The sequence below is a fragment of the Dietzia sp. 179-F 9C3 NHS genome (genome assembly GCF_045369825.1).
Taxonomy (GTDB): Bacteria; Actinomycetota; Actinomycetes; order Mycobacteriales; family Mycobacteriaceae; genus Dietzia.
This window is the reverse complement of record NZ_JBIQES010000016.1, coordinates 19,316-44,753: the sequence shown is the minus strand read 5'-3', so window position 1 is coordinate 44,753 and position 25,438 is coordinate 19,316. Positions and strand designations below refer to the sequence as shown.

Below are 25,438 nucleotides of genomic sequence, written 5' to 3'. Positions count from 1 at the left end.
GTCGGTGGTTTGGCTTGCCTGGTAGGCGAGGTAGGAGGCTGTGTAGGAGTCGAGTTCCTCGTCGGCGGTCTCGGGCTCGGACGCCTGACTCCACTCGGTGTCGGTGGCTGCGTCGGTGGTTTGGCTTGCCTGGTAGGCGAGGTAGGAGGCTGTGTAGGAGTCGAGTTCCTCGTCGGCGGTCTCGGGCTGTTCGGGTTCGGTGGTCAGGTCGGTGTAGGTGGCGGCGAGCCACGCTGCCAGTTCGGGGTCGGAGGCGGGCACGACCGGGGGAGGAGTGGCCGTGTCGGCGCCCGCGCCGGCTTCGCGTGTCACGTGACGTAGTCGTTGGGCGATGACCAGTCCGGGGTTGATCGCGGTGTCGAGGTCGCTGGTGGCCTCCAGCCACAGCTCGCGCGGGTCCAGGCCCGCGGTGGCGGCGGTCTTCCATGCGGACTCGACGGCGGCGTACTGCTCGTCGTTGGCTTCCAGCTCGAGCGAGTAGCGGCGGGGGAGTGCGTCGATGTACTCGGGCAGGGTGGTCTCGGTGAAGGTGGCCGTGGCCAGATCGACGCCGTGGGCGTACAGGGCCGCGAGCCGCTCGGGGGAGCTGGCGGCGTCGAGTTCCTCGCGCAGGGTCTCGGTGGCGGAGCGATGCCGGGTGTCGCGCCGCAGGATCGTGGTGAGGACGTCCTCGGCGGTGGGGGCGTCGCGGTCGCCGGCCGAGTGCATGTGCCCGTCCTCAGCCGTGAGGTCCACGACGGGCTCGCAGACGGCGTAGGCGCGGTTCTCATGCTTGCCTCGGGTCAGAGCGACGTACAGGCCGGCCCGGTCGACGGAGGTGTCGAGGACGGCGTGTGTGGTGTCCACGGTCGCGCCCTGGGCGCGGTGGATCGTGGACGCATATCCCAGGTGCACGTTCTGGCTGGCGTAGCTGGCGGGGATGACGGAGTCGGTGCCGGTGTTGTGGTCCCGGACGGCGAGGTCCCCGGTGTCGGTGAGGCCGGTGACGGTGAACAGCTGGCCGTTGATGACCCGGCCCATCGGCTGTCCGTCGTCGTCGCGCAGCAGGGCGTTCTTGCGGGCGATGACGGTGTCTCCGACACCGACGGTGTCGCCTCGGGCGACGGTGGCCTCGCGGCTGTCATCGACCAGTCCGGCGGTGATGCGGTCGGCGCGGATGATTTCGTTCATGGTGTCCACGTCGGCGTTGCGGGAGGCGATGATGAGGCTTCGCCGGCCCGCTTCGGTGTCGGCTTGGAACGCGGCCACGGCCTCGGTGAGCATCTGTTCCCGGCTGCCCCCGTGGACCCAGCCACGCCCCGCGTAGAGCGCCAGAGCGTCGGGGTCTCCGTCGCGCAGGGACAGCGTCGCCTCGGCTTGAGCGGTGTCCGATCCCATGCGCATGACCTCGCGCAGCTCGACCGTTCCGGGGGTGCGGGCGAGTTCTCCGAACAGCCCGCCGGTCTCGACGGCGGCGAGCTGTTTGGGGTCACCGATCAGGCGCACCACGGCGCCGGATGCTGCCGCGATTTCGGTGAGGGCGGCCAGGTTCTCGGTGCTCGACATTCCGGCCTCATCGACCAGGAGCATGTCGCCGGGGTTGATCTGAACGGGCAGTGCCGACAGGGTCTTTCCGGGCTGGCTGGGGTGCAGTCCACGCCAGGTGAACGTGAGCGAGTCAATGGTGTGCGAGCGTGCCCCAATCTCCTCTTCGAGGACGCTCGCGGCGGCGGCGGAGGGGGCCAGTCCGATGACGTTTCGGCCCTCGTCCTGCCACGCGGCGGCGACGAGTTTCATGCTCGCGGTCTTGCCGGTTCCGGCCGGACCCACGCCCGCCGCAACCAGCGTTCCGGAGGTCAGCAGGTGTCGTGCGAGGGCGGTCTGTCCGGCGTTGAGAGCCCACCCGTTCGCGTGCTCGTGGCGGGCCAGCGCCCGCTCCACGGTGGCGTCCGCGGTGAACACCGCGACCGGGGTGGTGGCCCCGTCGAGGGTGATCTTCTCGGCCTCCAGCACGGCGGCGGTGGTGTACTTCTCGGCGTTCGCGCGGCGGTCCAGACCGGCCCCGGTCTCACCCGTCAGCGCGTCAGGAAGCGCGAGAGTTTCCGGCGGGGTGAGCTGCACGGCGTGCTCGCGCACGGCGTGGTCCATGACCGCCCGGTGCGCGGCGTCCCGGTCGGAATCGGAGCCGAAACGGTACCCCTTCAGCACCGTCGAGACGGCGGTGTCCACATGCGAGCGGCGGAACTGCGCACGGCGTGCCGTGACCGCCCGCACCGCCTGTCCGGCCACGTCCTCGGTGTGGCTTCCAGCGTCGAAAACGGGCCGCAGCTCGTCCCCGTTTGCCTCGACGCGCACGCGCTCCAGGAGCCCGTCCACGGCCTCGGTTCCGATCCGCTCCACAGCTTCGGCGCGCCAATGCTCGCGGTGCTCCGACAGTGACTTGGCGGGCTTCTTCGCATCGCGGGTGTCGAGGATCGCCTTCTGCCACAGCGCGTACGCGGCACGCTGGCTGGGCTGGCGACCGTGGGCCTGGACGTACTCGGCCACGAGTCGGTCGTACACCGGGCGGGCGTGCGTGCGACGGGACGAGAACGCCTCGACCAGACGCCGGTCCACGCCCTTGACCTCCCACACCGGGGCCTTGTCCGGGCTGGGGTAATGGGCCTGGAACTCCACGCCCAACCGCCGCGAAAGACGGTCGTGCAGCGCCGTGTCATAGCGGGCGCTGATCGCCTGGTGCATCTGATGGATCGTGCGCGAGTCGAGCGACTTCCACGACCCGTCCGGGGCCTGCACCTTGTTCGACAACAGCACGTGCGAGTGCAGGTCCGGGTCCCCGCCGCGGGTGTCGAAATGGGTGAACTCCGAGCCGATCAGACCCCGCGTTTTGACCTGCTCGATGCCCCCTCGACCCTGCCGGGTGTAGATCGCGTTGTCCTCGGCCCACGCGAGCGCTTCCGCGACCGCCTCGTGGTGCAACGCAGCGATATGGGAGGCTGTCTGCTCGTCGGAAAGCGCCCACAGAACGCTCACACTCTTGACCGGAGAGAACGTGAAATCGAACCCCGCCACGGCCTGTTTGACCTGATCCCGTTCCCGGTTGACCCACGCGATCACATCGGCCCCGGAGGCGTGCGAGTAACCGCCCGACTCCATGTAGAACGGGCGGCCAATCTTCTCGGCCAGCTCGCCCCGCTCGCTCACCGTGGGGCGCCGACCCTCGGCGGCAAGGAACTGCTTCTCGGCGGCGGCGAGCGCCACGAGAACGGGCTTGTCGCCGGAGTACATCGGGAACGCCCGACCCAACTTGCACGCCGCCAACGGTGCGCCCTGGCGCATCATCTCGTCGGTGTCCGGGTGCAAACCCTCGCCGTACAAAGCGGCCATCTGTTCCTCGGTCACCTGGAGGCCGGCGGCGGCGCTCTCCGACCGCAGACCGGCCAGCCCCGACCCGATCCACCGGCCCGGAGGGGTGCCCTTCGCGGCGTAGTAATCCGACAACGATTGACCCTCAGCCCGAGGGGCATCGTTCGTCGCCACCGAGCGCATCAGGTACTGGTATCCAGTCCCGGCGTGCACCGCTCGGAGGGTCATCATGCGGCCAGCCTAGAGGCCCGAAATCCCCGCGTCTACGCGCCGCACGGCGCGGGGCGCTGACCAGCAGATTCCCCCAACCCACTTGGAGTGCCTACTGTGTGTGGCTGTTTGGTGTTGGAGAACGTGGTGGCCAAGCGTGGGCGGCGATGAGAACGGCAGGCCGGTAACGGGCTGGCATCAGGAGCAGCAAATGACGAGCGAAGCGTTGCGAGGCAGGGAGGTGAGGAAATAGGCTGAGCGCATGGCGACCACCAAGACCGACTCACGTTCACAGTCAGCACGCTCACGCGCTCGACAGGCGATGGCCGATCAGCTCGCCCGCGCCAAGCAACGCGAGGCCAAGCTCACCGCCGTGTTCGGCGCGATCGACGCCCGCGAGGCCGCCGAGACCGCGCTCGGTGACGCGCTCCGCGAGCTGCGCGACACCGGCCTCCAGCAAACCGAACTAGCGGAGATGACGGGCCTCAGCGCCCGTGAGGTCTCGTCCGCGATCAAGTCGGCAGAGGACAACGAGAACAAGTCGGCAGAGGACACGAACACTGCGAACGAGGCGTCCGAATCCCCCGCACCGCCCGGCGACGGCGAGCACCACAACCCGTGACAGTCCAGCCCGACATTCCGCTGCCCGGCCTCGACTTCGGTATCGAGGACGGGCAGCGCGTCGTCTCGGCACCCGGCCGCACCTACGACGTCACCCTGTCCACCCAGGCCGCGAACCTCGCTTACGCCGTCGCGTGCGGCCGCGCAATCGGGAACCAACCGCCCGTCCTCGCAGACGGACGCTCCCGCGCCCAACGCTCCCGAGACGTGCGTGCTGCCGTCGCGGAGGGCTGGGATTCGACCGCGTACTATCGCGCCGCCGGCCTTAGACCTCGGCCGACTGAACCGGTCCTGTTCTAGACTCAGAACAACAAAGTGCGCCCCGACCCATTGCGGTCGGGGCGCACTCGTTTCGTTGCTGTGGAAGTGTCAGCGCTTTCGCGCTGCGCGACGCCACGCGTGGAACTGCGGGAGTGTCCAACGCAGCGGAGTCTGGTCGAACAGTGCCCGCGCCAGCCGCGATCGGTACCGCGCATCATTGCGCACCGCGAACGACCAGTGCCCAACCAGCCAGGCCGTCGCGCCCAGTGCGAGAACAGTGGGCGCCCACGTGCGCTCCTGGATGACCCCCAGCAACCCGAACACGGCGCACACTCCGCCGACCCGGCGAGCCACCGGCGGAAGAGCGAGAGCAGCTCCCGCGACGACGCTGACGGCGAGTACGGCCGTTCCTGGGTCCCACACTGTTCCCACCTTCTTCCGCTTCGGCGCTCCTTACCAGCGATTCAGAGCCTGTCCCCGGAGTATCGCCTAGAACTACGACATGCTCGGCTTCCTCCCGGTCAACTTGCCGTCCGGAGTCACTTCTTCTTCACGTAGACGTGGGCGACCCCTGCGCCGATTAATCCGCCAACGAAACCGACACCGAGGATCGGCGCGACCGCGTCCCCCCGCTGTGCGGCAAACGCCGCGAATACCGTAAGGATCGCACCAGCTGCGGCGACCGCGAGGCCCAAACGACTGACCGTGCTCGCACTCGTTTGCTCATCTCCCCTGCCCCGCAGATGCACGATTGCGGGGGCGCCGAGTAGGAGCCCCGCCAGGAACATGACAGCTGCCGCCCCCGCACAGAGGACCAGCGCTGTGCCACTGGTGAAGTCGTCAAGCATGAACTGTCCCACCCCTCCCCCGGTCGTGCCGGCCTGCGTCCTGTGTCATGTCAGCCCCTCCTCTTCTGCGGCATCCGCTGCTCGGCGGGAGAGGATGCGCCGAGCGTCAGCTTCGGCCGCCGCTGTCGAGTCCGCGACGGCGGACAGCGCGGCGGCGAGGTCGAGCTGCATCGGCCCGTCGAGTCGATCAAAGTGTTCTTCGAGCACGTGCACAACGGCGGCGAGCGCACGCTCGCCGCCACTCAGGGTTCCGTCGTCCGGGTTCCAACTGAGGGCGCGACGGAAGGTCGGGTCAGCCTCGAATGTCTGGCGTGTGGCCTCGAAGGTCATTTCGGTTCCTCTCTACGACACGGTCGGCGTGCCAGCCGGCTTCCTACGGCTGGCGCGGTCGATGAGTGCGGCCAGCGTTGACCGCACCTCGGCGGGTCTGCCCGCGTTGCTCACGGCGAGTTTGGGCCCCTGGACCGCGCACCACCCGGCAGTAAGCAGTCGCACACGGTGTGGGTGATCGAGCAGGAGTTGCGCGAGCGCTCCGCCGGTGGCGGCACGCTCGGCGGGCGAGCGCGCCATGAGCGCTCGGGCAGTCGCGTCACGCAGGACGGTGTCGCCGGCCGGCGACCGAAGCAGCGCACGACCGACACGCACTCGCTGGTCGAGGTCAGCGATGAGGATCGACCTGGTGTCTACCTCGACGGACCACGCCTCCTCCATGTCGTCATCGTTTCCCGCCGCCAGGGCGGCGGCGACAATGATCGACCACCCCGCGTTGAGCTTCTGGGGGCTCCATCCGTCCTCTGGCTGGGTGCCGAGCTGCACGTCGGGAACCTTGGCGTCCGGCCCCAGGAGCTCGCGGGCGAGCGCGGCGGCATAAGCGTTGGCTCCGTCAACGGCGCCGGCGAACGCCGGCCCTCTCGGGGTCCATGTCGAGGCGGTCATCCCTCTTCCTCCAATGCGCGAGCGCAGGCCCGCCTTATCCACTCGGCGCGGGACAGTCCCGCGCGCCCGGCGGCACGGTCCACCTCGGTGAGCTGAGAGCTATCCATGAGCAGCTTGATGGACCGATCCCCCACCGTCGGCCGGCCGACGGGCGCAGGCCCAGCCTCGTCGCCCACCTCTCCCAGGCCCGCGGCCACGATGGCGTCGGCGGAGTAGTCGTTGATGACCAGCCACTCCCGGGCGCGACCGTCGGTCACGAAGGTGTGCCGGGTCTGGGCACCTTGCCAGGCCGACGTTCGCTCGATCAGCCAGCGCCCTCCTGGGGTCTTGCCGAGCGATTCCCGCACCCCGTACTGGCGGGTCGCCACCGAGGTTCGGTTGTTGCCGTCCCAGCGGAGTTCGTCCCGCCACCACTGCGTCTTGTCGGGATCGAACCATCCGAGCAGGGTGCGCTCACCGTCCTCATCGGGCTCGCTGTAAACGTTCGTCCTCATCTGCACGCCTCCTTTGTGGACTCAGACTAGAGTATATGACCCCACCGAAAGGCGCACAAGGGCCACGGAAGGAAATATGGCCCCACAAGGGTCGGCTCTCAGTTCCTTGGATGTGAGAGGCGACGCTCGCGCTGTTGACGGCACCGCGCCGTCCCAGCTCGCTAACTCGCATATTCACTCTCATAACGTTACTCGCAGTAAAGTGCCACGGACACAGATATGAGAGACTGGGGCGGTGGACCTCGGATATGCACGCGTCTCAACCCCGCGCCAATCCCTCGACGCCCAACTCGACCGCCTACGCGCCGTCGGCATAGAGAAGATCTGGACCGACAAGAAGTCGGGCAAGAACACCGACCGTCCCGGGCTGACCGAGCTCCTGGAGTACGCGCGCGGCGGAGACTGCATCGTGGTGACCAAGCTCGACCGCCTGGGCCGAAACCTGCGCGAGACGCTCAACCTTTTCCACGAGCTACCCGAGCGGGGTGTCGCGATCCGCACCCTCGACGATCCACTCATCATCGACACCGCGGCCGACGCCGCAATGAGCCGGGTCGGGGTAGCAATGCTCGGACTGTTCGCTGAGATGGAGCGGGTGTACATGCTCGAGCGCACCGAGCGCGCCCGGGCGGCGGCGCGCGAGCGGGGCGTCGCGCCCGGACCGAAGATGAAACTGGGCCCCGAAGACATCGACCGGGCGGTCTACCTGCGCGACGTCAGGAAGCTGTCGATGGCTGAGGTCGCCGCCAAGCTCGAGGTCTCCCCCGCCACCCTCTACCGCCGCCTCCCATCCCGCGACACACATGCGTCGTGACTCCTTTAACCCCGGGCACAAACTCCTTTTTCGCAAAGCGACACGGTCGGACACAGCGTCGGAACCGCTGAGCAACGCGAACAGTCAGGGGCGGCATGAACGGCTGAGACGATGAGGCGGTACTGACCGATCCACCCCAGGAGACCCCTTGTCTGCCATGTTCGACCCAACTGTTCCTGCCCTGATGTGGTGCTTCGTGGGATGGGCTATCGCCGCCGTCCTGGGCGCTCTGGTTACCGCCCACGTCCGCCACAAGCTCGATCTGACCCTCTGGGTCGGGCTTTGTGCCTTCGCAGCGATTATCGTTTTCGTGATCGTGAGCGCGACCCATTCACATGGCGGTGACGTTGCAGTGTTCACCGTGCTGATCGCCGGCGCGGTCGGGACCGCGTCAATGGGCGTCGGCGCGACCCTGGCCGGAGGCGAGATCGCACGCAAGCTGGCCTGAGAGCCTTGCGTGAACTGCGTTATGGCCGCCCGTGGCGGCGATTGAGTGTTTGGCCGTTTCGGTAGCGGGGCTTGCCGTCGGCTCCGTGTCGGTGGCGGCGGGGGTCGCGTGCTGCGCGGCGCAGGTCCCGGAGGAGCTCGGCGGCACGGTCTTTGCCGAGTTCGGTGATAGCGGTCCTGTAAGCGCCTTGGCTGGACCAGTCGAGGTCGTGCAGGCCGATTACGGCGCGGTGCCAGCGCAGGAGCTCGAGGAAGTGCTGCTCGCCGACCCTCTCGGCGGCGGCGCGTATTGATGCCTGGAGCTCCATGCGTGGGACCGTAGTGGCCCGCTCGGACAACGAGGGGGTCAGTGTGGGTCGCTCCGAAATGCGATGAGTCCGGCGATGAAGCAGAGGACCCGGTCGGCTCCCGCGTCGGTGAGGTCGATCTCAGGCCGGCGATGACGGTGCTCGACCCGCGGTGTCCGGGTAGCGGTCTAGCGTCAGCGTCGGTATCAGTATCAACTGCGATGGGAGACCTGATGTGCCGCCGACCTACTCACCTTGACCCTGCTCTGGCCGAACAGCTCGAGGAGGACTTTGCCCGCACCATGCTCAATGCCGCCGGCGACGAGCATCCGAAGGGCTCCGACTTCCGGACGTCGTTCACCCAGGCCAGCTATGTGTACGACCTGCTGCGCAGCCTCTGCGAGGGAAATCGAGACTTTGTCGCTCCCGATGGCGTCGCGCCGCCGCTCCTCGAAGAACTGATGGGGCGAGTGCTGTCCTTTCAGGCGGAATTGGCCGGCCTGCCGTCTCGGTGACCGTTGCCTCGGGGTGCATCCCACCGGCGGCCATAGCGCGGCATGAGTGCGTGTTAGGGTCTGCTCGACGGGGCCTCTAGTCCTCGTCGCCCCGCGTTGGTAAGCGGGACGAAAATCGTCCGCATCACTGCTTTGCGGACGGCGCCTGATGGTGTGTTCAAATCCGATACGTGTAGAGGCCCGACCAAAAGGTCGGGCCTCTCGCATATCCGCGGCTAGCTGATGCCGGCCGCTGGACCCTCACCCCGCATCGAGGCGGACTGCGCGGCCTGACGCAGCCACGTCACCGCCTCGCTCCACATGCCGAAGCGTCCGTCCGGCCCCTTGTCGATGGTCTTGAGACCTCGGCTCCTCTGCACCCAGTGGCACGGCATCGTCTGCTCTCCGTGTTCATCGAACTCGGTGAAGTCGAAAACCACCACCGCGGTTGTTCCATCACAAAGGGTCACGTAGTACAGCCCTTGCTCCAGCTCGTCGTCGGTGGAGTCGAGGGACCGGATCAGCCCGTCGTAAATGATGTCTCTAAGCCCTGCCTCGAACCGTCCGATCGGGCGGTTCTCATCGGGGTTCAATCGGCTGGTATCAGTGCTCATGAGTGGACCTCCGTGGTCGTTTGGTGTGTTGTAGCAGTTCAGTCGGACACGGGTCCGGAGTCGAGGGCTTCGCGGCGGCGGGCCTGGACGCGCATGGCGCGGCCTTGGGCGAGCATCAGGTCGAATAGGTCGTCGGTGGCGGCCTCGGCGCTCGCGCGGGTGAGAGCTGCGGCGGCGGCGGCGAACCGGCGGCGGTAGGCGGCGTCGAGCACGTCGGCGGCGAGGGTGACCAGACCGACGGCGGGAGTGCCGAGCAGCGCGACGATTTGGAGGGCGTCGGTGAGCAGCTTCCCGTGGTGCCCGCTGAGGCGCCCCGCTCCCCTGAGCGCCGCCAGGACACGGGTGGCGTGGTGCTGCTCTCCCGCGTTTGCCAGTTCGGAGATGATGCGGAACAGCTCGCCGTAGCGCGGATTGAGGAAGTCGGCCTCCTCGAGGTGTTGGGTGACGGCGCGGGCCTGTTCGGTCTCGGCCGTGTGGAGAAGGGCACAGAGCAGAGCCGCCTCGGGGTCCAGCTCGGGAACCTCGGGGCTGGCGTCGGCGGCGACCAGGTCGTCCACGTCGATTGCGTCGGCTGTCGCGTCGTATGCCTCGGTCATGGTGTGCATTGTCGGTTCTCCACTCGCAGATTGGGGGGGTGCCCGTCTGCCTCGCGGCGATGGGCGGGGGTCGGGCTGGTCAGCCGTAGACGATCTCTCCGAAGATTCCGAGCTGGATGACGGCGTCGGCGTCGGCGGCGTCGAAGTCGCCCTCGTTGCCATTGGTGCGGTCGGCCTTGCGCAGCTCCTTGAAGGGGTAACGGGTGCTGTTGCGCAGCTCGCGCAGACCTCGGGCGACTGTGTTGGCGTCGATGATGTGCATCGTGCCGAAGGCGGTTCCGTCGACCTTGTCGTGGATGCGGACCGAGCCGTAGCGCCAGCCGATGACGTCCTGCTCGCACTCGACCCGCTCGGCGGAGTCGATGTTGGCCCAGTAGTTGATGCCGCCCTCGATCGCGGTAGAAAGAACGTCCGCGAGGAACTGCTTGCGGGCTTCACTTCGCTTGCTCATGGCCTTGGCCTTTCTGGTGTGGGGTGTGCCGGTTCTTCCGGGCACGCTTTCAGTATACACGCATCATGCATGTATGGTGGGTGGATGATGCATGTATCTGGTTATAAGCCTCTCACCTGCGGATTCGGTGTTGGGCTCGTACGGCATGGGGCTCTCCGTGGTGGTGCCTGGACTTTACCTTCAGGCCGCAGTCTTGCCGAGGGCCTTGATCTGCTCGCGGCGAAAGCCGGACCAGTGGTCCGTTTCGGTGACGACGACGGGGGCCTGGAGGTGGCCGAGGGAGCGCACGTAGTCGAGGGCGTCGGCGTCGGTGGTGAGGTCGACGGTGGCGTAGTCGAGGCCGGCCTTGTCGAGGGCGAGCGTGGTGAGCCTGCACTGCGGGCAGTTGGGCTTGGTGTAGACGGTGATGGTCATGGCCTTGGCCTTTCTGGTGTGGGGTGTGCCGGTTCTTCCGGGCACGCTTTCAGTATACACGCATCATGCATGTATGGTGGGAGGATGATGCATGTATCGAGTTAGAAGCCTCTCACCTGCGGATTCGGCGTTCCTCGCGCGGCCGCCGTTGCCCTTCGCGCACGGCTCCCCTTTCCCTGATACCGGCCCGATTGGTGCGCAGCGGACGGTGTCAAGAGAGGGCACCCGGCAGGACTCGGAGAATCTGCGGCGAAATAAGCGAGCTTGCGAGCGCGTCGCAGATTGTTCGTGGCCGGCCGGGCGACGGCGCAGCCGGCGCCGACCTTGACTCCGGGAGTGGAGCACCAAGACTGGCAGGGGCAGGGAAAGGGGCCACCCACCTGAAACGCCCCACCAACAACGACGCCCACCACCCACGCCAGGGCGGGGACGTGCGGTAGGCGGCCGACGGTGTTGCACGCGGGAGCTGGGGCTGGAACTACCCACTCCCCCGGGGCAAATGGGTCTTGTGGCCCGTTATCGCTTGAGGCTATAGGTGTTGTGGCCGCCGGCCTTGAAGGGGCTCTTGTCGGCGTAGACGGGTTCGCTGCGTCCCGCTTCGCGGTCGAGGTGGTCGAGGTAGTGCTCGAAGGCGGCGACGGTGAACGCGACCAGGCTCGGCCTGTCGCCGTCGCCGGCTTCTGCGGCGGTGGTTCCCCAGACCCGCGCGACCAGGTCGGCGGGCAGTCGTGTCGACCAGTTGCGGTACTGAGGCGAGCTGACCTTTCCGGCCTGCTCTATTAGAGAGGGTGCGCTCTCGCGCTCGTCCTTGCGCTTGATGATGTCGGGGCGACGGGCCATTGTTCTACTTCCTTCCGGTGGTGAGGGTGTCGAGCAGCTCGCGGAAGCTCTCGGCAGCGGGGACCGCGGCGACGACTGTCAGCTGGTCCAGGCCGACGCCCTCGGCGGCGGCCTCGGCAATGAAGCTGCGGCGGGGTATGTCGTGCGGGTGGACGTGGAAGCCGCTCGCCTCGGCCCACTCGCGTATCTCGGCGGCCACTCGCCCGTGTGTGGCGGTGCGGGTGGTGTCTCGGAGGTTGATGAGAATGTCGGGCGCGGGAAGCGGCCGGTCGGACCGCATCTCGACGTTGACGTCCTCGACGAGCTTCGCGGTGTCTGCTATCCCGTTGAAGCTGTCGTTCTCCGGTTCGGTGACGAGCAGGACCCGGTCGGCGGCGTGTAGTGCGTTGATGGTGCCGAGCGACAGTCCTCGGTCGCAGTCGATGAGGATCAGGTCGTAGTCGCTGCGGACAGTGTCGAGCGCCCGGTGCAGGACGCCGCCGGGGAACCCTCCCCCGAGGGCCTGGAGGCTTGCGGCGAGCTTGCTCCGGCCGGAGGGGACTATGTCGAGGTTGTCCCGGCGCGTGGGGTGTATGGCGTCGGACAGGCGCACGCCCGAGTCCTTGACGTAGACCTCGTCGAGGCTGTCCCCTTCGGGGTCGGGGTCTCCGAGGATGCGGAGCGCGATGGCGCCCTGGGCGTCGTGGTCGATGACCAGGACGCGCTTTCCTTGTGCGGCGGCGGCGTGAGCGAGCATGAGGGTTGCGGTGGTTTTGCCGACGCCGCCCTTGTGGTTGGCGACGGCGATGACGGTCGCTTTTCTGGCCATTGGTCTGTCCCTTCTGAGTTACCCGAGCTACGACGGGAGGGTCGTGGGGTGCCCGTCTGCCTCGCGGGTTCGGTCGGTCCCTTTCTGGTGTGGGGTGTGGCGGTTCTTCCGGGGCACGCTTTCAGTCTACACGCATCATGCATGTATGGTGGGAGGATGATGCATGTATCGAGTTAGAAGCCTCTCACCTGGGGGTTGGCGTTCGGGCAGGGTGCGACGGGGAGGGGAGGCACTACTCGGGCGCGGCCCGGTAGTAGCCCACCCCTCGGTGGCTGAACATCCCCCCTTCGTAACTCCCGTCGTCGGAGGGCTTGTCGTGGGCGAGCGCCCACACCTGGGCAGCGAGGTCGTCGGCGTCGAGGTTTCCCTCGGCGTCGGCGTGCGGCGTGACGATCCCAGTCCGTCCACTGACAGTGACGGTGCGGGCGCGACGATCCCCGTCCCGTGCGGCGGCCAAGACCGCACGGGTTAGCGTTTCGACGCTGGTCGAGGTCATCAGCTTCGGCCTGTTCGTGTTCACGTTGTTCAGGGTCCCACGGGATCGCTACTCACGGCATGGGGGAGTGGGGCCGCCGTCTGCCACTGTGGAGGCAGCACGGGCCTGTGAGGCGACACGAGGGGCCGGCCCGTAGTGGGCCGGCCCCTCGTGTCCGTTCCGTCAGTGGTGGATGACGGTGAAGCCCTCGACTCGGTGCCGGGTTGTCTTTCCCGTGGGGACGATGACCGCACTGGCGGCGCGCGCCCGGTCTCCGACGCGCAGCACTGCGGCGACGTAGAAGCGACGTCCACCGCTACCGTTGATGGCCACCTCGTCAATGTCGAGGGCTGCCAGGACGGCGAGCCGGTCCTCGTTCGGGGCGAGACACTTGCGGATCACGGCGGCTCGGTTGATCGCTGCTGCGCCAGAGCGGGTGGCGATCTGGTCGACCTCGGTCACGCGCGACCGGCGACCGTTGTAGACGCTCACCGCCGTCTGCATGAGTCGCTTGACCTCTCGCTTGTCGGGGCGGGCGATTGCCGCCACGTCGGCGCGGTGCGGCTCGGCCGCACACCCCGCGTTGCGGGCGAGCTGGTCGGCCAGGTCGTCGCGGGCCACGTCTCGCGCCAGTTCCGTGATCCAGTCCATCGCCACGAGGGGCGAGACGCCGTGGTCCCGCTGGACCGAGTAGGCGGCGCGGACCTCGTCGAGGCCGGGGGTCGTGAAGGTGGCGGTCATGGTGGTGGTCCTTTCTGGTGTGGGGTGTGCCGGTTCTTCCGGGCACGCTTTCAGTCTACACGCATCATGCATGTATGGTGGGTGGATGATGCATGTATCTGGTTAGAAGCCTCTCACCTGCGGATTCGGCGCTCACTGCTCGGCCGCCGGCGCAGCCGGCGCCGACCTTGACTCCGGGAGTGGAGCACCAAGACTGGCAGGGGCAGGGAAAGGGGCCACCCACCTGAAACGCCCCAGGGCGGGGGGAGCGATTCAGACGTCTGGTCCGTGGTCGGGCTGGGGGCCTTGGTCGGGGTTTGGCCCCCACTCGTCGGGTTCGCTTGTCCAGTCCGGCTGGCGCTCCCGCCTGAGGTAGTCGAGGTAGGACTCGGTGAACGAGTCCACGTCCTGCGTCTGGGCAACTGGAGGTTCGGTGAGAGCGCCGTACGCTTCGATGGCCTCGACTTCGCGGCGCCACATCATCTGGCGCACCTCGTCGGCCGTCTCGAACCCCAGCTCCTCAACAAGGGCCGGTGTGGGATTGAGCAGGAGCGACCACCCATCGGAGCGGCCTCTCATGGCGAGTCGAGCCTGGAGCTCATCTTGGGCGAGCTTCGCGGCATCGGAGTTCTCGTATGCCTTGAGCTGGTCGTTGATCCCGTCGAGCTCTGCCTTCATCGCCTGGAGCTGCGCAGCGTCGGGGAACGGCTCATCGGGAGTGTTGTGCAGCTCGTCTAGCCGCGCCCGGTCCTCCTCGAGCTTCCTGCTCGCCTTCTCGGCTTCGCGCGGTGCGCTCCGGATTGTGTTCTCGATTCGGGTGAGGATGCCGCCGGCCATTGCCGCTCGACTTCCTCGGGCTTCCTCGCCGGCGGCTTGCGCCTGATCGAGGTTGTCGCGGCTACCCCAGACGCCAAAGACCCCCGCCCCGTCGCGCGGGGCCCATAGCTGGTCCTGCGTGATACTGGTCGCCGTCAGGCCTGTGTCTCCGTAGCTGAGCAGGATCATGTCGTGCTCCATGACGCGGGTGACGCGCAGTGGTATGCCGGCCATCGTGGCGACGTGGTGGCTCTCGTCTGGACCTGCTCCGCGCAGCTGGACGTAACTCTCCCGCAGGGTCTCCAGCAGATGGTCCGCAGCCTCCTTTCGGATGCTGTGCGTGCGAGAGTTGAGCGTTTCGCCGCCGACCTCGTAGGTCTTGTTCTCCTGGTCAGCCCACGCCTGCATAGCCGGGGCTGCGGCTTCGAGCCGTCCGAGGCGTTTCTCGTCATTGGGGATCGTGCGAGTGAGCGCCGTCATCTCGTCCCTGCGGCCGCGTATCTCAGCCAAGTGACTCTCTCGCTTGGCTTCAAGACCCTCGAGGTCTCGCTCGAGTTCGACGCGTCGCAGGTAGCGATCGTCCCCTGTGGCGATTGCCTTCACCAAGGCCGTGGACTCGGCCAGATTGTCGGAGGACAGGTCCTCGATGCTGCGGATCGAGCGGTCAGCGGCGTACAACTGCTCAAGAAATGCCGCTTTCCGGTTGAGGGCCTGCCACATGGCCGTGTCGTACGTCGCGGTGGCGACGTAGTTGTAGACGGCGACCTCGCGGTTCTGGTTTCCCTGGCGAATGATGCGCCCCTCTCGTTGTTCGAGGTCGGCCGGTCGCCAGGGCACGTCCACGTGGTGGAGCGCAACAGCCCTTGTTTGCACGTTCGTGCCCGTGCCCATCTTCTCTGTGCTTCCCATGAGCACACTGATCTGTCCGTCCCGGCATTTCTGGAACAGCGCAGCCTTATCCTCGGGTTTGGGGTAGTCATGAACGAAAGCGATCTTCTCCGCGGGCATGCCGCCGGCGATCAGTTCGTCTCGGATCGCCGCGTACATATTCCAGCGCCCGTCCTTCGTCGGCACAGACCGGTCACAGAACACGATCTGCAAGCCGCCTCGCTCACTGGATTCCTCTCCGAACTGGTCGCGGTACACGGTGTCGCTGCTCGCGTCCCACTCGGCGAGGACGCGCGCGGCGACCTCCCTGGCCCGCCCACCCTCGGCCGGAGCCGCGAGGCCAGCTGCGCGGGGGTCGAGGGAGACGTTGCGGCCGTCGTTGGCGATCTTGAGTGAGTTGTCCAGGTCCATCCGCTTCGGGTCGATCGTGTCAGCCCGGTACCCCAGGTCTTGAATGAAGTCTTTGACCTCCTGGCTCGGCTCGAAGTCGACCACGATGTTGCCGCCCGTACGTTTGACGGGAAGCTCTACAGGCACCTGGTCTCGGGTGACGGCATCGGTGAACTGAGACACCATGCCGACGAGGTCTCCGACGTTGGCGAACTGCCCCACGCGGGTCACTGAGCGCAACTTGGTGCCGGAAGCGTTGAGTTCGACGGACTCCGTCGTGTCGGTGAAGTTCTGTCCCCAGGCGTTGATGCCCGCCACCCCTGCGTGATCGAGCAGATCAGGACGCAGATATGTCTGCATCACCCAGAGCTCGGCCAAAGAGTTGGCGACCGGGGTCCCGGTGGCGAACGTACAAACTCGTTCGACATAGGCATCTGCTGGCGTACCGGCGTCGAGCGCCTCCTGCCGCTTGCGGGCGCGCAGGTAGTCGAGCTTGAGCTTGAGGTCCATTGCCTGATCGGAGCCAGGGTGGCTCAGTTCCTGGACCCCGGACGTTCGGCCGAGATTTTTGTAGAGGTGGGCCTCGTCGATCAGAAGATAGTCGGCACCACTGCTCTCGAACGTGATTCCTGGGTCCTTGCGGGCCTCAGCCAGGGCCTTCTCGAGCCGCTGGCGGTTCTTGGTCATGGCAGATTCGATCCGCTTGATCGTGGCTGAGCTACCACCGTTCTGGCCGACTTCGAGCAGCGACTGCTCCAACTCCTGCTGCTGACGCTCAATAAAGGTCGCCCGCGTCTGCGGCGAGGTTTTCATACGGGTGAATGCCGACAGCGGGACGATGACGAGGTCCCAATCCTGGGCTGCGGATTGGGCGATGAGCTTTTGCCGGTCATCGCGAGTCGTGCGGCCGGCCCCGGAGAGCACGTTCGCCGCCGGATACCACTGCTTGGCCTCCCGTGAAATCTGATCGCAGATGTGGTTAGGAACGACCAACCAGGGCTGCCGGACCAAGCCAAGGCGCTTGAGTTCCATCGCACCCATGAGCATGGTGCCGGTCTTGCCCGCACCCACGACGTGATTGAGCAACACGGTCGGCTCATTGACGATGCGCTCGACGGCGTTGCGCTGGTACGCGTAGGGGGAGAAGGTGGTTCCCAACCCTGGAAACGATCGCCGTGAGCCGTCGTACGTGGGAGCCACGGTCGCATTGAAGCGCCAGTTGTACTCGGTCAGAAGCCGCTCTCGACGCTCGGGGTCTCCGTGCAGCGCCCACTCCGCGAACACCTCTTGCAGGCGCTCTGCGCGCTGTTTAGCGGCCCTCGTCGCGCCAGCGTGGACGTCTCCGCCCCCGGGGAACGCTTCTTTGTACTCCTTCGAGCGATTGACCGTGATCGGCTTGGAGTTCATCAGGCATTCCAAGACCTGCCAATGGTCGAACGTGCCAGATCGGTCGCGGCCGAGGGACACGCCCTGGTTGTCCAACCCCTGTTCTGCTTGAGTGCCGGTGAAGTTGTAGCCGCTGGTGGAGTAGCTACCACGTTGGGGCACCAGACCGTAGGCCAGCGCGTCGCCCTTGTAGCCGCTGTAGTGGCTGTTTCCCTCGATCTGCCACTCGTTGTTGACGTAGGTGACGGTGACGGCGCTCTTGTCGATCTGGAAGGTGTCTGCGATGAACTGCTCGTAGTCCTCCGGCGTGACCCATGTGACGCCCAATCGTGCCCTGATGCCCTCCTCGATGCGCGCGGGCAGAACCTCGCGTAGCGAGGTGACGTTCGCGCGGTAGCGGTCGTCTGTCTCTGCGGCGGCCTCGGCTTCGGCCAGCTTCGCCCGCACGTTGCCCGACAGGTAGCGAGTGCTCGGAATCCACGTGGTGGGGTCCTCGGTGGACCGGAACGCGAGGGCCTCGTCCTGGAGCTGGGTCTCGACCTCGTCGGGTTGCGCGTCGAGCAGCTGAGCGATGCGCGCGACGTTGACCGTGGCGCTCTCGTCCATGCACAGCGCGAGGGCGTCGTGGATGGTATCTGCGTGCTCGGCCGGCCGAGCCGGTTCGAGCACGTCGGTGGTGAACACCGCCGCTTTGCGCGCGATCATGCGCTGCTCGTCGAATGACTCGAGGGACAGGATCGCTTGATAGTGGGGGTCGTTGCGGATCGCGCCGGCCAGATGGGGTGCCCGCTTCGTGCGTGATCCGGTCGGCTCCCACGCCTCGTCGTCCAAGCGGGCGATCACCTCGTCGGGAACGTCGGCCCGTTCCTCGGCGTCGTAAGCCCGGCCCTCGGTTCTGATCCACTCCGTCACGGCTTCGTCCAGCCGTTTGTCGTGCTGGTCCTGGGTGACGGCCCTGGGCTCCTGCCACGTGAAGCGATTCAAGAAGCCGTAGCGCTCGACGTACCGGTCGTAGCGCTCGTTGAGGGCGACCCGGAGGGCGTCCTTGGTCGTAGCGTCTCCGCCGACGCGCTGGATATCGATCAGCGCAAGGAAGTTGTCGCGCAGCTCCAGCATGGCTCGCCACTCGGCGGTGCGGCTCTTGGCACACCCGCTGTCAGACCACCCGGTGCCGTCGAAGCGCTCGATGAGGTCGAGGTCGCTGTTGTAGCGCAGCGTGTCGACGGCGACCTCCTCCCGCCGCTCGACCGGAGTCACCAGGCCGCGCTCATCGAGCAGCGTTGAGGCGTAGTTGACGGAGTCCCTCTGTGCGGTGAGGCCGTAGCCATCGAGGACGGCGGCGTCCACGATGGGGCCGAGCGCGTCCGCGATCTGTCGATGTAGCGGCTGGTCGGTGCTGGCTAGTACGCGCAACTCATTGTTGCCGTACATGCCGTGTCCGACCGTCAGCTCGCCAAGGACATTCTGCGGGCGGTCGAGGAAGTAGTCGTTGACGCGGACCGTGGTCGGCGGCGCGTATCCGTCGGCCGTGTCTATCTCGATCTGCACGTCAGAGGTGCGGACGAAATGCCGCGTGGCCTCGGTGGGTTCCTGGCCCTCCTCGCGGACACGGAATAGCAGGAGGTCCGTGACGACCTCGGTACCGGCCACGCGGCGGAACGCGCCGCTAGGCAGGCGGACCGCGCCGACGAGGTCGGCGCGGTCAGCCATTGCCTGACGGGCATCCGACCGCGCCTGGTCGGCGGTGTAGCGACTCGTGAGCAGGCCGACGTATCCACCTGGAGCCGTGAGGTCCAGCGACTTGAGGATGAAGTGGTTGTGGATCGAGTGCTGACCGGGATTGTGCGCGTCATCCCAGAGCTTGATGTCTCCGAACGGCACGTTGCCGACCGTTGCGACGAACGCATTGTCAGGCACGGCCGTGTCCGCGAAAGACTCGTTCCGCACCTGCGCGCTCGGGTAGAGCGAGGCAGCGATGCGCGCAGAGAGGGTGTCGAGCTCGACACCGACCATCTGCGCATCGGCTGGCGCGTGGCCGAGAAAGGTGCCGCTTCCTGATCCGGGTTCGAGAACGAGTCCGCCCTGGAACCCTGCCCGGCGCAGCAGGCTCCACGTTTCGGCAACGACGGCGGGGTCGGTGTAGTGCGCGTTGAGGATGGTGTGCCGGGCACGATTCCACTCCGTCGAGGTGAGCAGGCTCTCCAGCTCGGCCCGCTCGTCGGCAAAATCCTCTCGTCGCGGATCGAACACCTCGGGCACGGCACCCCACCCGGACCACCGGGCAAGCACGTCCTGTTCCTCGGGCGTGGCGTAGCGATCTTCCAACTCGAGGACGCGCAGCAACTTGATCGCCTCGATGTTGGCCGCTGCGCGAGCGTGCTTGCCCGAGGGCACAAGTACCTCACGGCTCGGGGGGAAGTCGACAGGTTCTGGACGCGGGTCGGCGGTGACGTCGTCATCGACGCCGGCCCCGCCCGCCCCGACGGTCACCAACTCCGCCGCATCCGGCACGGGCACGGACTGGCGATCCCGTGCGGGGTCGGGGAGAGGCTCTGCGTGCACGTTGAGCGTGGCCGGATCGACCGGTGCGGCTCCAGTCTCGTCAAAGACGAGGTCTAGCTGCTCAGGTTCATCCTTCTGTACTCGGACAGGACGCTTTCGCTGTGGGCCACTGCCGCGGCGACGAGGTCCGTGAACTGTGCTTTGAGGGGGTCGTCCGGCGTCTCCGGGATCGGCTGTGAGTCCTCGTAGCGTGTCTGCATCAAATAGGCCGCCATCACCCGGAAGCGGATCGTCTGCTCCGGCCAGACCTCGTCGGTCAACGCGTCGATCTCCGGCGTCGGGTCGTCCAGCAGGTCGGTGTGGTCCTTCCAGCGGTCCGGGCTGTCCCTCCAGTTCTGGTCCGCGAAGGTCTCCTCGTCCTCTTCCATCGCCGCGAGCTCCGTCGCCTCGCCCAGCTCCTGGTGCAGGATCAGTTCCTCCGCCTGCGCCCTGGCTCGGTTGCCGATCTGCACCGTCTCCAAGAACGGCGGAAGGTGACCCTGGTTCGCTTCCCGGAACTGCGCGATCCCCTGGTCCCGCAACGTCTGCGCGAGGTCCCCGATCAGCTCGTCCAGCCTCTCCGCCTCGGCCGCGATCGCCTCCGCCCGCGCCGCCGGGGTCGGGAACTGGTCCTTGCGCGTCAGGTCCCACGCGGCCTCGACCGCCCGGCGCGTCATTTCCGACATGGCCCTCTCCTTGGTCATCGCGGGCGTCGAAGCTGAACAGGTCCTCTTGGTCTGACAACTCCGCCTCCAAGCTCGTCTACGGGGTGGCCTCAGCCTACGGCCCCGAAAATCCGCGTTGGGGTTGTTGCCGTGCACTGGTCGTCGTTCGCTCCTGGGCACTATCTCCACCCTTCCCTCGTGTACTTCGTCGGCGCCCGGCGCGGGCCTGCGCCCGGACGCCGTCGATCTTCCTCGCCGCCTCGCCGTGATCGGCGTTGCGAGGCGGTGAGTGCCGCCGCCCTGGGGACGACCGTCGGGGCATGTGAAAAAGTCCCCTGACTCTCGCTTGGCGAGAGGCAGGGGACTCGGTTTCTAACGCTCAGAGGAAGCGCAGCACCCCGCGCACGAGGGGCACGATCGCGTCGTCCAGCGCGTCGGCCTTGCTGTAGTCGCCGGTTTCCTCGGCCTGCTCGGTGGCCGCAGCAAGGGCCTGCATGGCATCGCGCAGCTCCTTCACGGCGGCGCGCTTGTACTCCTCACGTTCCTGCTTGATCCGCTCGTCCGCCTTGCGGCCAGCCTCCAGCCAGTAGTGCGCTTTCGCATCCGCGGGGCTGGTGCGCTCGCAGGACAGAATCTCCCGCTCCTCGCAGGCGAGGTACGCGGCGTCGAGGTCCTCGACGTTGTCAGCGACCCAGTCGCCCTGGTCCTCGGCGTCGAGGTCGTCCCAGTCCTCGGGCAGTTCGACCAGCTCGGAGTAGCGGACCGTCTCAGTCCAGGTCACGCGGTGCAGAGTCGTCATGGTGGTGGTCCTTTCTGGTGTGGGGTGTGCCGGTCCTTCCGGGCACGCTTTCAGTCTACACGCATCATGCATGTATGGTGGGTGGATGATGCATGTAGCTAGTTAGAAGCCTCTCACCTGCGGATTCGGCGCTCACTGCTCGGCCGCCGTTGGCATGGCTCCCCTTTCCCTGATACCGGCCCGATTGGTGCGCAGCGGACGGTGTCAAGAGAGGGAAACCCGGCCGGACTCGGAGAATCTGCGGCGAAGTAAGCGAGCTTGCGAGCGCGTCGCAGATTGTTCGTGGCCGGCCGGGCGGCGGCGCAGCCGGCGCCGACCTTGACTCCGGGAGTGGAGCACCAAGACTGGCAGGGGCAGGGAAAGGGGCTACCCACCTCGCGCTCTACTCGACTGGCATGGCCTCAGAGCGAATGCTGATGCCGAGGTTGCGTGCCTTGGCTCCGCTGATGACGGGGTGGGTCGTGCCGTGGGAGTCGGTGTAGGTGGTGGCGGTGAGGTCGTGCTCGTCTGCGTCGATGAGGACGTCGTCGCCCACCTGGAGGCTGGCGTGGGCGTTCTCCGCGAGCTGCTTGCGCAGCTCGACGTCGTAGACGATCTGCCCGGTGAAAGTGCGCGCCTGCGGGTTGTACGCCCGGTGCAGCACCTTGATGGTCAGAACTGAGGCGCCAGACTTGAGCTGGTTGAGGGTGCCGATAGCGATGACGTTGCCGTCGATGACCATGGTGGTGGTCCTTTCTGGTGTGGGGTGAACGCAGTGTCGTGGATCAGACTAGCCGATGCCGTAGCGCGTGCACACGGTCTTGATGTGGTCGGGGGCGAGTCCACACCAGCGCAGTTCGGGGGTGACCACGACCGGCAGGGCGGTGGCCCACCCCTCGTCGGTGAGACCATCGAGGGCGTCGGCGTCCTGATCGAGGTCGACGTAGAGGAAGGGAACGCCAGCCGTTTCGAGCTTGGACTTGGTCAGCCGGCATGGCTGGCAGCTAGGGCGGCCGTAGAGGACAACCTGCGGGTCTGTCATATGGCCTCCCGATTCCGAGTTCGTCCTCGTAGCCTAGTGAGGTGTCTATCATCGGCCGCCTGCTTCGACCATCGCGCACCCCTGTGGACGCGGTGGTCGACAGCGTGATGGCGGCGATGCCGACCTCCTGCGACGGCGCGGGTGTGAGTGCCGTGGTCGCCGCCGGCCGCGAGGTCTGCGGCGAGGAAGTCCGGGTCGAGATGCGCAGTCAGCCACCCGGCCGGTACGGGATGTGCGCTAGGACGCCGGACGGGCATATCATCTACGTCGATCCCGACCTGCCCGGCGACCTGCGAGAGCACACAGTGCTGCACGAGCTCGGACATGTTCTGCTCGGACACCATGACACCGCACATTCGGCCCACGACGACCGGCTGCTCTCTCTCCTGATGGGTGGCGACGCGCAGCAGACGTGTGTGGTCCCGCATTTTCGGGAGTGGGCGCAGCGGGAGGCCGACGCCGAACGCTTCGCGGCGACCGTGAGCCGCCGACTTCGCCGCGGAATGACGACGCAGCGGCAGAGTCGCCTCGATGAGGCCTTCGGGTGACGATCGCCTTCCTCCTTGCGCTGGAGGTCGTTGTCGCCACATGGCTGGCCACCCGAGTACTCCGGAACCAGGTGCAGCCGAGCCCCACATTGCGGGCGGCGATTCTGACCGCCGCCTCGCTCCTGGCAGCAATGCTCGCGGTTACAGAGCCGGTTGAGGTGATCCTGCGCGGACCGGGCGCGGCGACAGTGTGGGCACCGACCATGCTGAAGCACGTGGGCCTGCTCGGATGCGGTGTCGGGGTGCTCCTGATGGGCCTGGCGCAGCGGCCGTCGCACCGGGCGCGGACTGAGTTTGTGGTGTGGGTGTGGTTCGCGTCCTCGGCGGTGGCCGTGACCACGCTGCATGTTCTCGCCGGTGGATCAGGGAAGCGCACGAGCGTGGAGTACGTCGAGTGGTCCCACTCGCAGCCACTGCTCGTCGTGGCGATGCTGGTGGCGTACATTGGCGGCCTCGTTGCGAGCCTCGGGTTCTTCGTGGTGATCTGGCCGCTCCGAATCAGCTCGCCGGCTGAACGCGGTGTGGCGATCATGGCAGTCGGCGCCGGCTTCGCCGCGGGGTGGTGCGTAGCCCGAGTCGAGTATCTGCGGCAGGCAGTGTGGACAAGCGACCCGCCCGCCGGAGCAGACTTCGTCATCACGCAGCTGCTCTCGCTGGCGTCCATCGTGCTGCTGACGGCCGGACTCGTGTGGTCGACGGCAGAGGCGGACGTGAGGGCCTGGCGCAGTTGGAGGCGGTTTCGGCGGCTACACGCCCGGACCCTCGCGGCGGTGCCAGCCGTGCGCCGTTCCTCGGACTTCCGTCTCGGCTTCGACTCGTGGGTCGCTGACCGAGCCGTCGAGGTCCTGGACGCCTTGCACCAGATAGTCCGGCTCACCGGTCCCGAGACGGGTTTCCCGCCCGCACCGGACCACGTGGGCCGAGCCGAAGTCACCACCGTCGTAGCTCAAATGGGCAGGTCCTATGACCGAGGGGAGTCACGGTGAAACTCGAGAAAGTCCTGACAGAGGCATTCGCCCCCTGGGTCGTCCTCACGGTGGGATCGACCCAGCTTGGCGCCCTCGTCCGCTCGCCCCGGTGGGGTGTGGTGACGGGGATCGGCTTAGGAGCCCTGCCGCAGGCAGCCATTGCACTGCGTGTGCGCCGACGCTCGCTGTCGGATCACCACGTCACACGCCGAGAGGATCGCCCTCTGGTCATCGCTGGCATCGCGGTCTCCGTCGCCTCCCTGATCGCCGCCCAGCAACGGCTCGGAGCGCCGGCGGAACTGCGCCGGCTAAGCCGAGCGGCTTTGATTTCACTGGGCCTGGCGGGAACGGCGACTCTGCGCGTGAAGGTCAGTTTCCACACAGCAGTGCTAACCGGCATGGTGGCCGTATTCGCCAGGGAGGTCTCACCCCGGTGCTGGTGGGGCGTCGCGCTTGTCCCGCCGGTGGCGTGGGCACGAGTGCGGATCAGCCATCACACGCCGACCGAGACCGTGCTCGGCGCCGTGATCGGCGGGCTCGGAGGATACTGGGGCGGCGGCCGTTAGTCGTCGAGGCCAGCCCTGCGACGTTCTTCTTCAACGACCTCCGTAATGCGGGCGATCGCGTCCTCCGGAAGGTCCACCGCCCGTGCGGACATCGCAAGGAAGTCACTGCGCTGACGTTCCTGAATCACCGCGATGTACTCGTTGGTGCGGTGGTAGGCGGCATCGTCACGGAAGTACGCGGGATCGACGCCGAAGAACTGCGCCAGGTAGCCGATGACTCGTTCCGAGGGCCGCCGCCCCACGCCCCGGATCAGCTCCGATAGGTACTGCTGCGAAATCTCGCCGCCGAGTTCCTTGACTCCGGCCACGACCTCTTTCTGGAGAAAGGGTCCGCGATCCGGAGGGTGAACCGTAGACATGAGGGTGCTCAAACGGTCAGCGAAGGAGTAGCCGTCAGGCATCTGCGCTCCTTCCTTGTGGCATGGGTGGTGGGAGTAGTCTACTAGCCCCCGTCCGCTGTTGACGCGTCAAGTGCACCGGTCCGGCGCGTCTGGAGCGCGCGGCCGGCGGCGTGTGGTGCCGGAAGGCCGGCTCCCGCGGTGGGTGCGCGCACCGCGCGGGTTGGGCGTCGGGGTGGTGGAGGCGTGCAGTGAGCGCCCGGAGACCGGAGCGCGCGCGGTGGGACTCGGCGCGAGATTCGGCGTGCCAGCAGGCGCGCTCCGCGTGAATCCGAGCCGCCAGCTCGCGAGCCCGGGAGAGCGCACCTGTGTGCTCGGCAGCGGCATCGAGAGTGCCGGCGGGGTCCAGCGACCAGCGCCGCCCGCGACCAGTGCCGGTGGCCGTGGCCAGGCCGAGGTCGCAGAGGCGGTGGAGGAGCCTCAGGGCACCGTGGGAGCGGTCCCCGCGGGGCAGGTGGAGCGCGGAGCAGACCTCGGAGGTGGAGAGAGGGTGGGGGGAGTGACGCAGGAGGTCCCACAGGCGGCGGGCGGTGTGCCCGAGGGTGCCCCAGAGGGGGTGACGGAGGGAGGGCCCAGAGGGGGGGCTTGTGACGTCATGGGCAGAATCCCCCGGGGAAGCAGCCGGTGGCACCCTCAGGGAGTAGCGGGTGGCCTCTCGGGGAGCGTCCGGGTTCCACGGAGTCGAGACGGTGAGCAACCCCGCCGTGACCAGGGCGCGGAGGCGGTCCGCAGCGACTCCGTCGGATAGGTGGAGCGCGAGCTGGATGTCACGGCGGG

The 25,438-nt window shown here is 67.2% G+C and carries 28 protein-coding genes; 8 read left to right on the top strand and 20 right to left on the bottom strand.

Going from position 1 to position 25,438, the window contains the following annotated elements; genetic code table 11:
* The coding region (gene mobF, locus ACH0BZ_RS14980) for a MobF family relaxase (protein WP_406899462.1) at window positions 1-3,573 on the bottom strand (3,573 nt) is incomplete at its 3' end.
* Window positions 3,574-3,817: 244 nt separating this feature from the next.
* Here mobF and ACH0BZ_RS14975 point away from each other — a divergent pair.
* Window positions 3,818-4,177: a helix-turn-helix domain-containing protein gene (locus ACH0BZ_RS14975; RefSeq protein ID WP_406899459.1), complete on the top strand. Its 360-nt coding sequence runs from the start codon at window positions 3,818-3,820 to the stop codon at window positions 4,175-4,177.
* Window positions 4,174-4,476: a hypothetical protein gene (locus ACH0BZ_RS14970; RefSeq protein ID WP_406899458.1), complete on the top strand. Its 303-nt coding sequence runs from the start codon at window positions 4,174-4,176 to the stop codon at window positions 4,474-4,476. The genes ACH0BZ_RS14975 and ACH0BZ_RS14970 overlap by 4 nt, the downstream gene beginning before the upstream one ends.
* A gap of 500 nt (window positions 4,477-4,976) precedes the next feature.
* Here the strand turns inward: ACH0BZ_RS14970 and ACH0BZ_RS14965 are convergent, their stop codons facing one another.
* From ACH0BZ_RS14965 to ACH0BZ_RS14950, 4 genes are read right to left on the bottom strand one after another with little or no spacing between them, the layout of a single operon-like run.
* Window positions 4,977-5,285: a hypothetical protein gene (locus ACH0BZ_RS14965; RefSeq protein ID WP_406899456.1), complete on the bottom strand. Its 309-nt coding sequence runs from the start codon at window positions 5,283-5,285 to the stop codon at window positions 4,977-4,979.
* 45 nt (window positions 5,286-5,330) lie between these two features.
* Window positions 5,331-5,615 (bottom strand): hypothetical protein, encoded by a 285-nt coding sequence (locus ACH0BZ_RS14960; protein ID WP_406899454.1) that lies wholly within the window; start codon window positions 5,613-5,615, stop codon window positions 5,331-5,333.
* 12 nt (window positions 5,616-5,627) lie between these two features.
* A complete protein-coding gene (locus ACH0BZ_RS14955; protein ID WP_406899453.1) occupies window positions 5,628-6,221 on the bottom strand; it encodes a hypothetical protein in 594 nt (197 codons plus the stop codon).
* The gene (locus ACH0BZ_RS14950; protein WP_406899452.1) at window positions 6,218-6,715 is read right to left on the bottom strand and encodes a CopG family transcriptional regulator; all 498 of its coding nucleotides are present in this window, start codon (window positions 6,713-6,715) and stop codon (window positions 6,218-6,220) included. The genes ACH0BZ_RS14955 and ACH0BZ_RS14950 overlap by 4 nt, the downstream gene beginning before the upstream one ends.
* Before the next feature lie 235 nt (window positions 6,716-6,950).
* Between ACH0BZ_RS14950 and ACH0BZ_RS14945 the strand changes: the two genes are divergently transcribed.
* Window positions 6,951-7,529, top strand: coding sequence for a recombinase family protein (locus tag ACH0BZ_RS14945; protein ID WP_406899450.1), 579 nt, complete (start codon window positions 6,951-6,953; stop codon window positions 7,527-7,529).
* A 148-nt stretch (window positions 7,530-7,677) separates the two neighbouring features.
* The gene (locus tag ACH0BZ_RS14940) at window positions 7,678-7,977 is read left to right on the top strand and encodes a hypothetical protein (protein WP_406899449.1); all 300 of its coding nucleotides are present in this window, start codon (window positions 7,678-7,680) and stop codon (window positions 7,975-7,977) included.
* Between the two features lie 19 nt (window positions 7,978-7,996).
* Here ACH0BZ_RS14940 and ACH0BZ_RS14935 read toward each other — a convergent pair whose 3' ends face one another.
* Window positions 7,997-8,284 carry a hypothetical protein gene (locus ACH0BZ_RS14935; RefSeq protein ID WP_406899448.1) on the bottom strand — a complete coding sequence of 96 codons (288 nt, stop codon included), beginning with the start codon at window positions 8,282-8,284 and terminating at the stop codon, window positions 7,997-7,999.
* A 200-nt stretch (window positions 8,285-8,484) separates the two neighbouring features.
* Between ACH0BZ_RS14935 and ACH0BZ_RS14930 the strand changes: the two genes are divergently transcribed.
* Window positions 8,485-8,778: a hypothetical protein gene (locus ACH0BZ_RS14930; RefSeq protein ID WP_406899447.1), complete on the top strand. Its 294-nt coding sequence runs from the start codon at window positions 8,485-8,487 to the stop codon at window positions 8,776-8,778.
* Between the two features lie 215 nt (window positions 8,779-8,993).
* Here the strand turns inward: ACH0BZ_RS14930 and ACH0BZ_RS14925 are convergent, their stop codons facing one another.
* From ACH0BZ_RS14925 to ACH0BZ_RS14865, 13 genes are all read right to left on the bottom strand, one after another.
* Complete coding sequence (locus ACH0BZ_RS14925; RefSeq protein ID WP_406899445.1) at window positions 8,994-9,371, bottom strand: hypothetical protein; 378 nt, start codon at window positions 9,369-9,371, stop codon at window positions 8,994-8,996.
* 38 nt (window positions 9,372-9,409) lie between these two features.
* Window positions 9,410-9,967 carry a DnaB-like helicase N-terminal domain-containing protein gene (locus ACH0BZ_RS14920; protein WP_406899444.1) on the bottom strand — a complete coding sequence of 186 codons (558 nt, stop codon included), beginning with the start codon at window positions 9,965-9,967 and terminating at the stop codon, window positions 9,410-9,412.
* A gap of 79 nt (window positions 9,968-10,046) precedes the next feature.
* Entirely contained in the window at window positions 10,047-10,463 is a 417-nt protein-coding gene (locus ACH0BZ_RS14915; RefSeq protein ID WP_406899443.1) for a hypothetical protein, read from the bottom strand.
* Between the two features lie 135 nt (window positions 10,464-10,598).
* Window positions 10,599-10,877 (bottom strand): glutaredoxin domain-containing protein, encoded by a 279-nt coding sequence (locus tag ACH0BZ_RS14910; RefSeq protein WP_406899441.1) that lies wholly within the window; start codon window positions 10,875-10,877, stop codon window positions 10,599-10,601.
* Between the two features lie 471 nt (window positions 10,878-11,348).
* Entirely contained in the window at window positions 11,349-11,672 is a 324-nt protein-coding gene (locus ACH0BZ_RS14905; RefSeq protein WP_406899440.1) for a hypothetical protein, read from the bottom strand.
* 4 nt (window positions 11,673-11,676) lie between these two features.
* On the bottom strand, window positions 11,677-12,480 hold the full coding sequence (locus ACH0BZ_RS14900) for a ParA family protein (protein WP_406899439.1): 804 nt from the start codon (window positions 12,478-12,480) through the stop codon (window positions 11,677-11,679).
* A 232-nt stretch (window positions 12,481-12,712) separates the two neighbouring features.
* On the bottom strand, window positions 12,713-13,000 hold the full coding sequence (locus ACH0BZ_RS14895) for a hypothetical protein (protein ID WP_406899438.1): 288 nt from the start codon (window positions 12,998-13,000) through the stop codon (window positions 12,713-12,715).
* A 138-nt stretch (window positions 13,001-13,138) separates the two neighbouring features.
* Complete coding sequence (locus tag ACH0BZ_RS14890) at window positions 13,139-13,696, bottom strand: hypothetical protein (protein ID WP_406899437.1); 558 nt, start codon at window positions 13,694-13,696, stop codon at window positions 13,139-13,141.
* A gap of 252 nt (window positions 13,697-13,948) precedes the next feature.
* Window positions 13,949-19,672, bottom strand: coding sequence for a helicase-related protein (locus ACH0BZ_RS14885; RefSeq protein ID WP_406899436.1), 5,724 nt, complete (start codon window positions 19,670-19,672; stop codon window positions 13,949-13,951).
* 98 nt (window positions 19,673-19,770) lie between these two features.
* On the bottom strand, window positions 19,771-20,400 hold the full coding sequence (locus tag ACH0BZ_RS14880; protein WP_406899434.1) for a hypothetical protein: 630 nt from the start codon (window positions 20,398-20,400) through the stop codon (window positions 19,771-19,773).
* Between the two features lie 340 nt (window positions 20,401-20,740).
* Window positions 20,741-21,160: a hypothetical protein gene (locus ACH0BZ_RS14875; RefSeq protein WP_406899432.1), complete on the bottom strand. Its 420-nt coding sequence runs from the start codon at window positions 21,158-21,160 to the stop codon at window positions 20,741-20,743.
* Between the two features lie 382 nt (window positions 21,161-21,542).
* A complete protein-coding gene (locus ACH0BZ_RS14870) occupies window positions 21,543-21,881 on the bottom strand; it encodes a hypothetical protein (protein ID WP_406899431.1) in 339 nt (112 codons plus the stop codon).
* A gap of 48 nt (window positions 21,882-21,929) precedes the next feature.
* Complete coding sequence (locus ACH0BZ_RS14865) at window positions 21,930-22,181, bottom strand: glutaredoxin domain-containing protein (protein ID WP_406899429.1); 252 nt, start codon at window positions 22,179-22,181, stop codon at window positions 21,930-21,932.
* Window positions 22,182-22,264: 83 nt separating this feature from the next.
* On the opposite strand from ACH0BZ_RS14865, the gene ACH0BZ_RS14860 reads away from it, so the two are divergent.
* Genes ACH0BZ_RS14860 through ACH0BZ_RS14850 form a run of 3 tightly spaced genes read left to right on the top strand, consistent with a single transcriptional unit; the run spans window position 22,265 to window position 24,263 of the window.
* Entirely contained in the window at window positions 22,265-22,729 is a 465-nt protein-coding gene (locus ACH0BZ_RS14860) for an ImmA/IrrE family metallo-endopeptidase (protein ID WP_406899428.1), read from the top strand.
* Window positions 22,726-23,715, top strand: coding sequence for a hypothetical protein (locus ACH0BZ_RS14855; RefSeq protein WP_406899427.1), 990 nt, complete (start codon window positions 22,726-22,728; stop codon window positions 23,713-23,715). The genes ACH0BZ_RS14860 and ACH0BZ_RS14855 overlap by 4 nt, the downstream gene beginning before the upstream one ends.
* Entirely contained in the window at window positions 23,712-24,263 is a 552-nt protein-coding gene (locus ACH0BZ_RS14850) for a hypothetical protein (protein ID WP_406899425.1), read from the top strand. The genes ACH0BZ_RS14855 and ACH0BZ_RS14850 overlap by 4 nt, the downstream gene beginning before the upstream one ends.
* Here the strand turns inward: ACH0BZ_RS14850 and ACH0BZ_RS14845 are convergent.
* Entirely contained in the window at window positions 24,260-24,664 is a 405-nt protein-coding gene (locus ACH0BZ_RS14845; RefSeq protein WP_406899424.1) for a helix-turn-helix domain-containing protein, read from the bottom strand. The genes ACH0BZ_RS14850 and ACH0BZ_RS14845 overlap by 4 nt on opposite strands.
* Window positions 24,665-25,438: the final 774 nt, after the last annotated feature.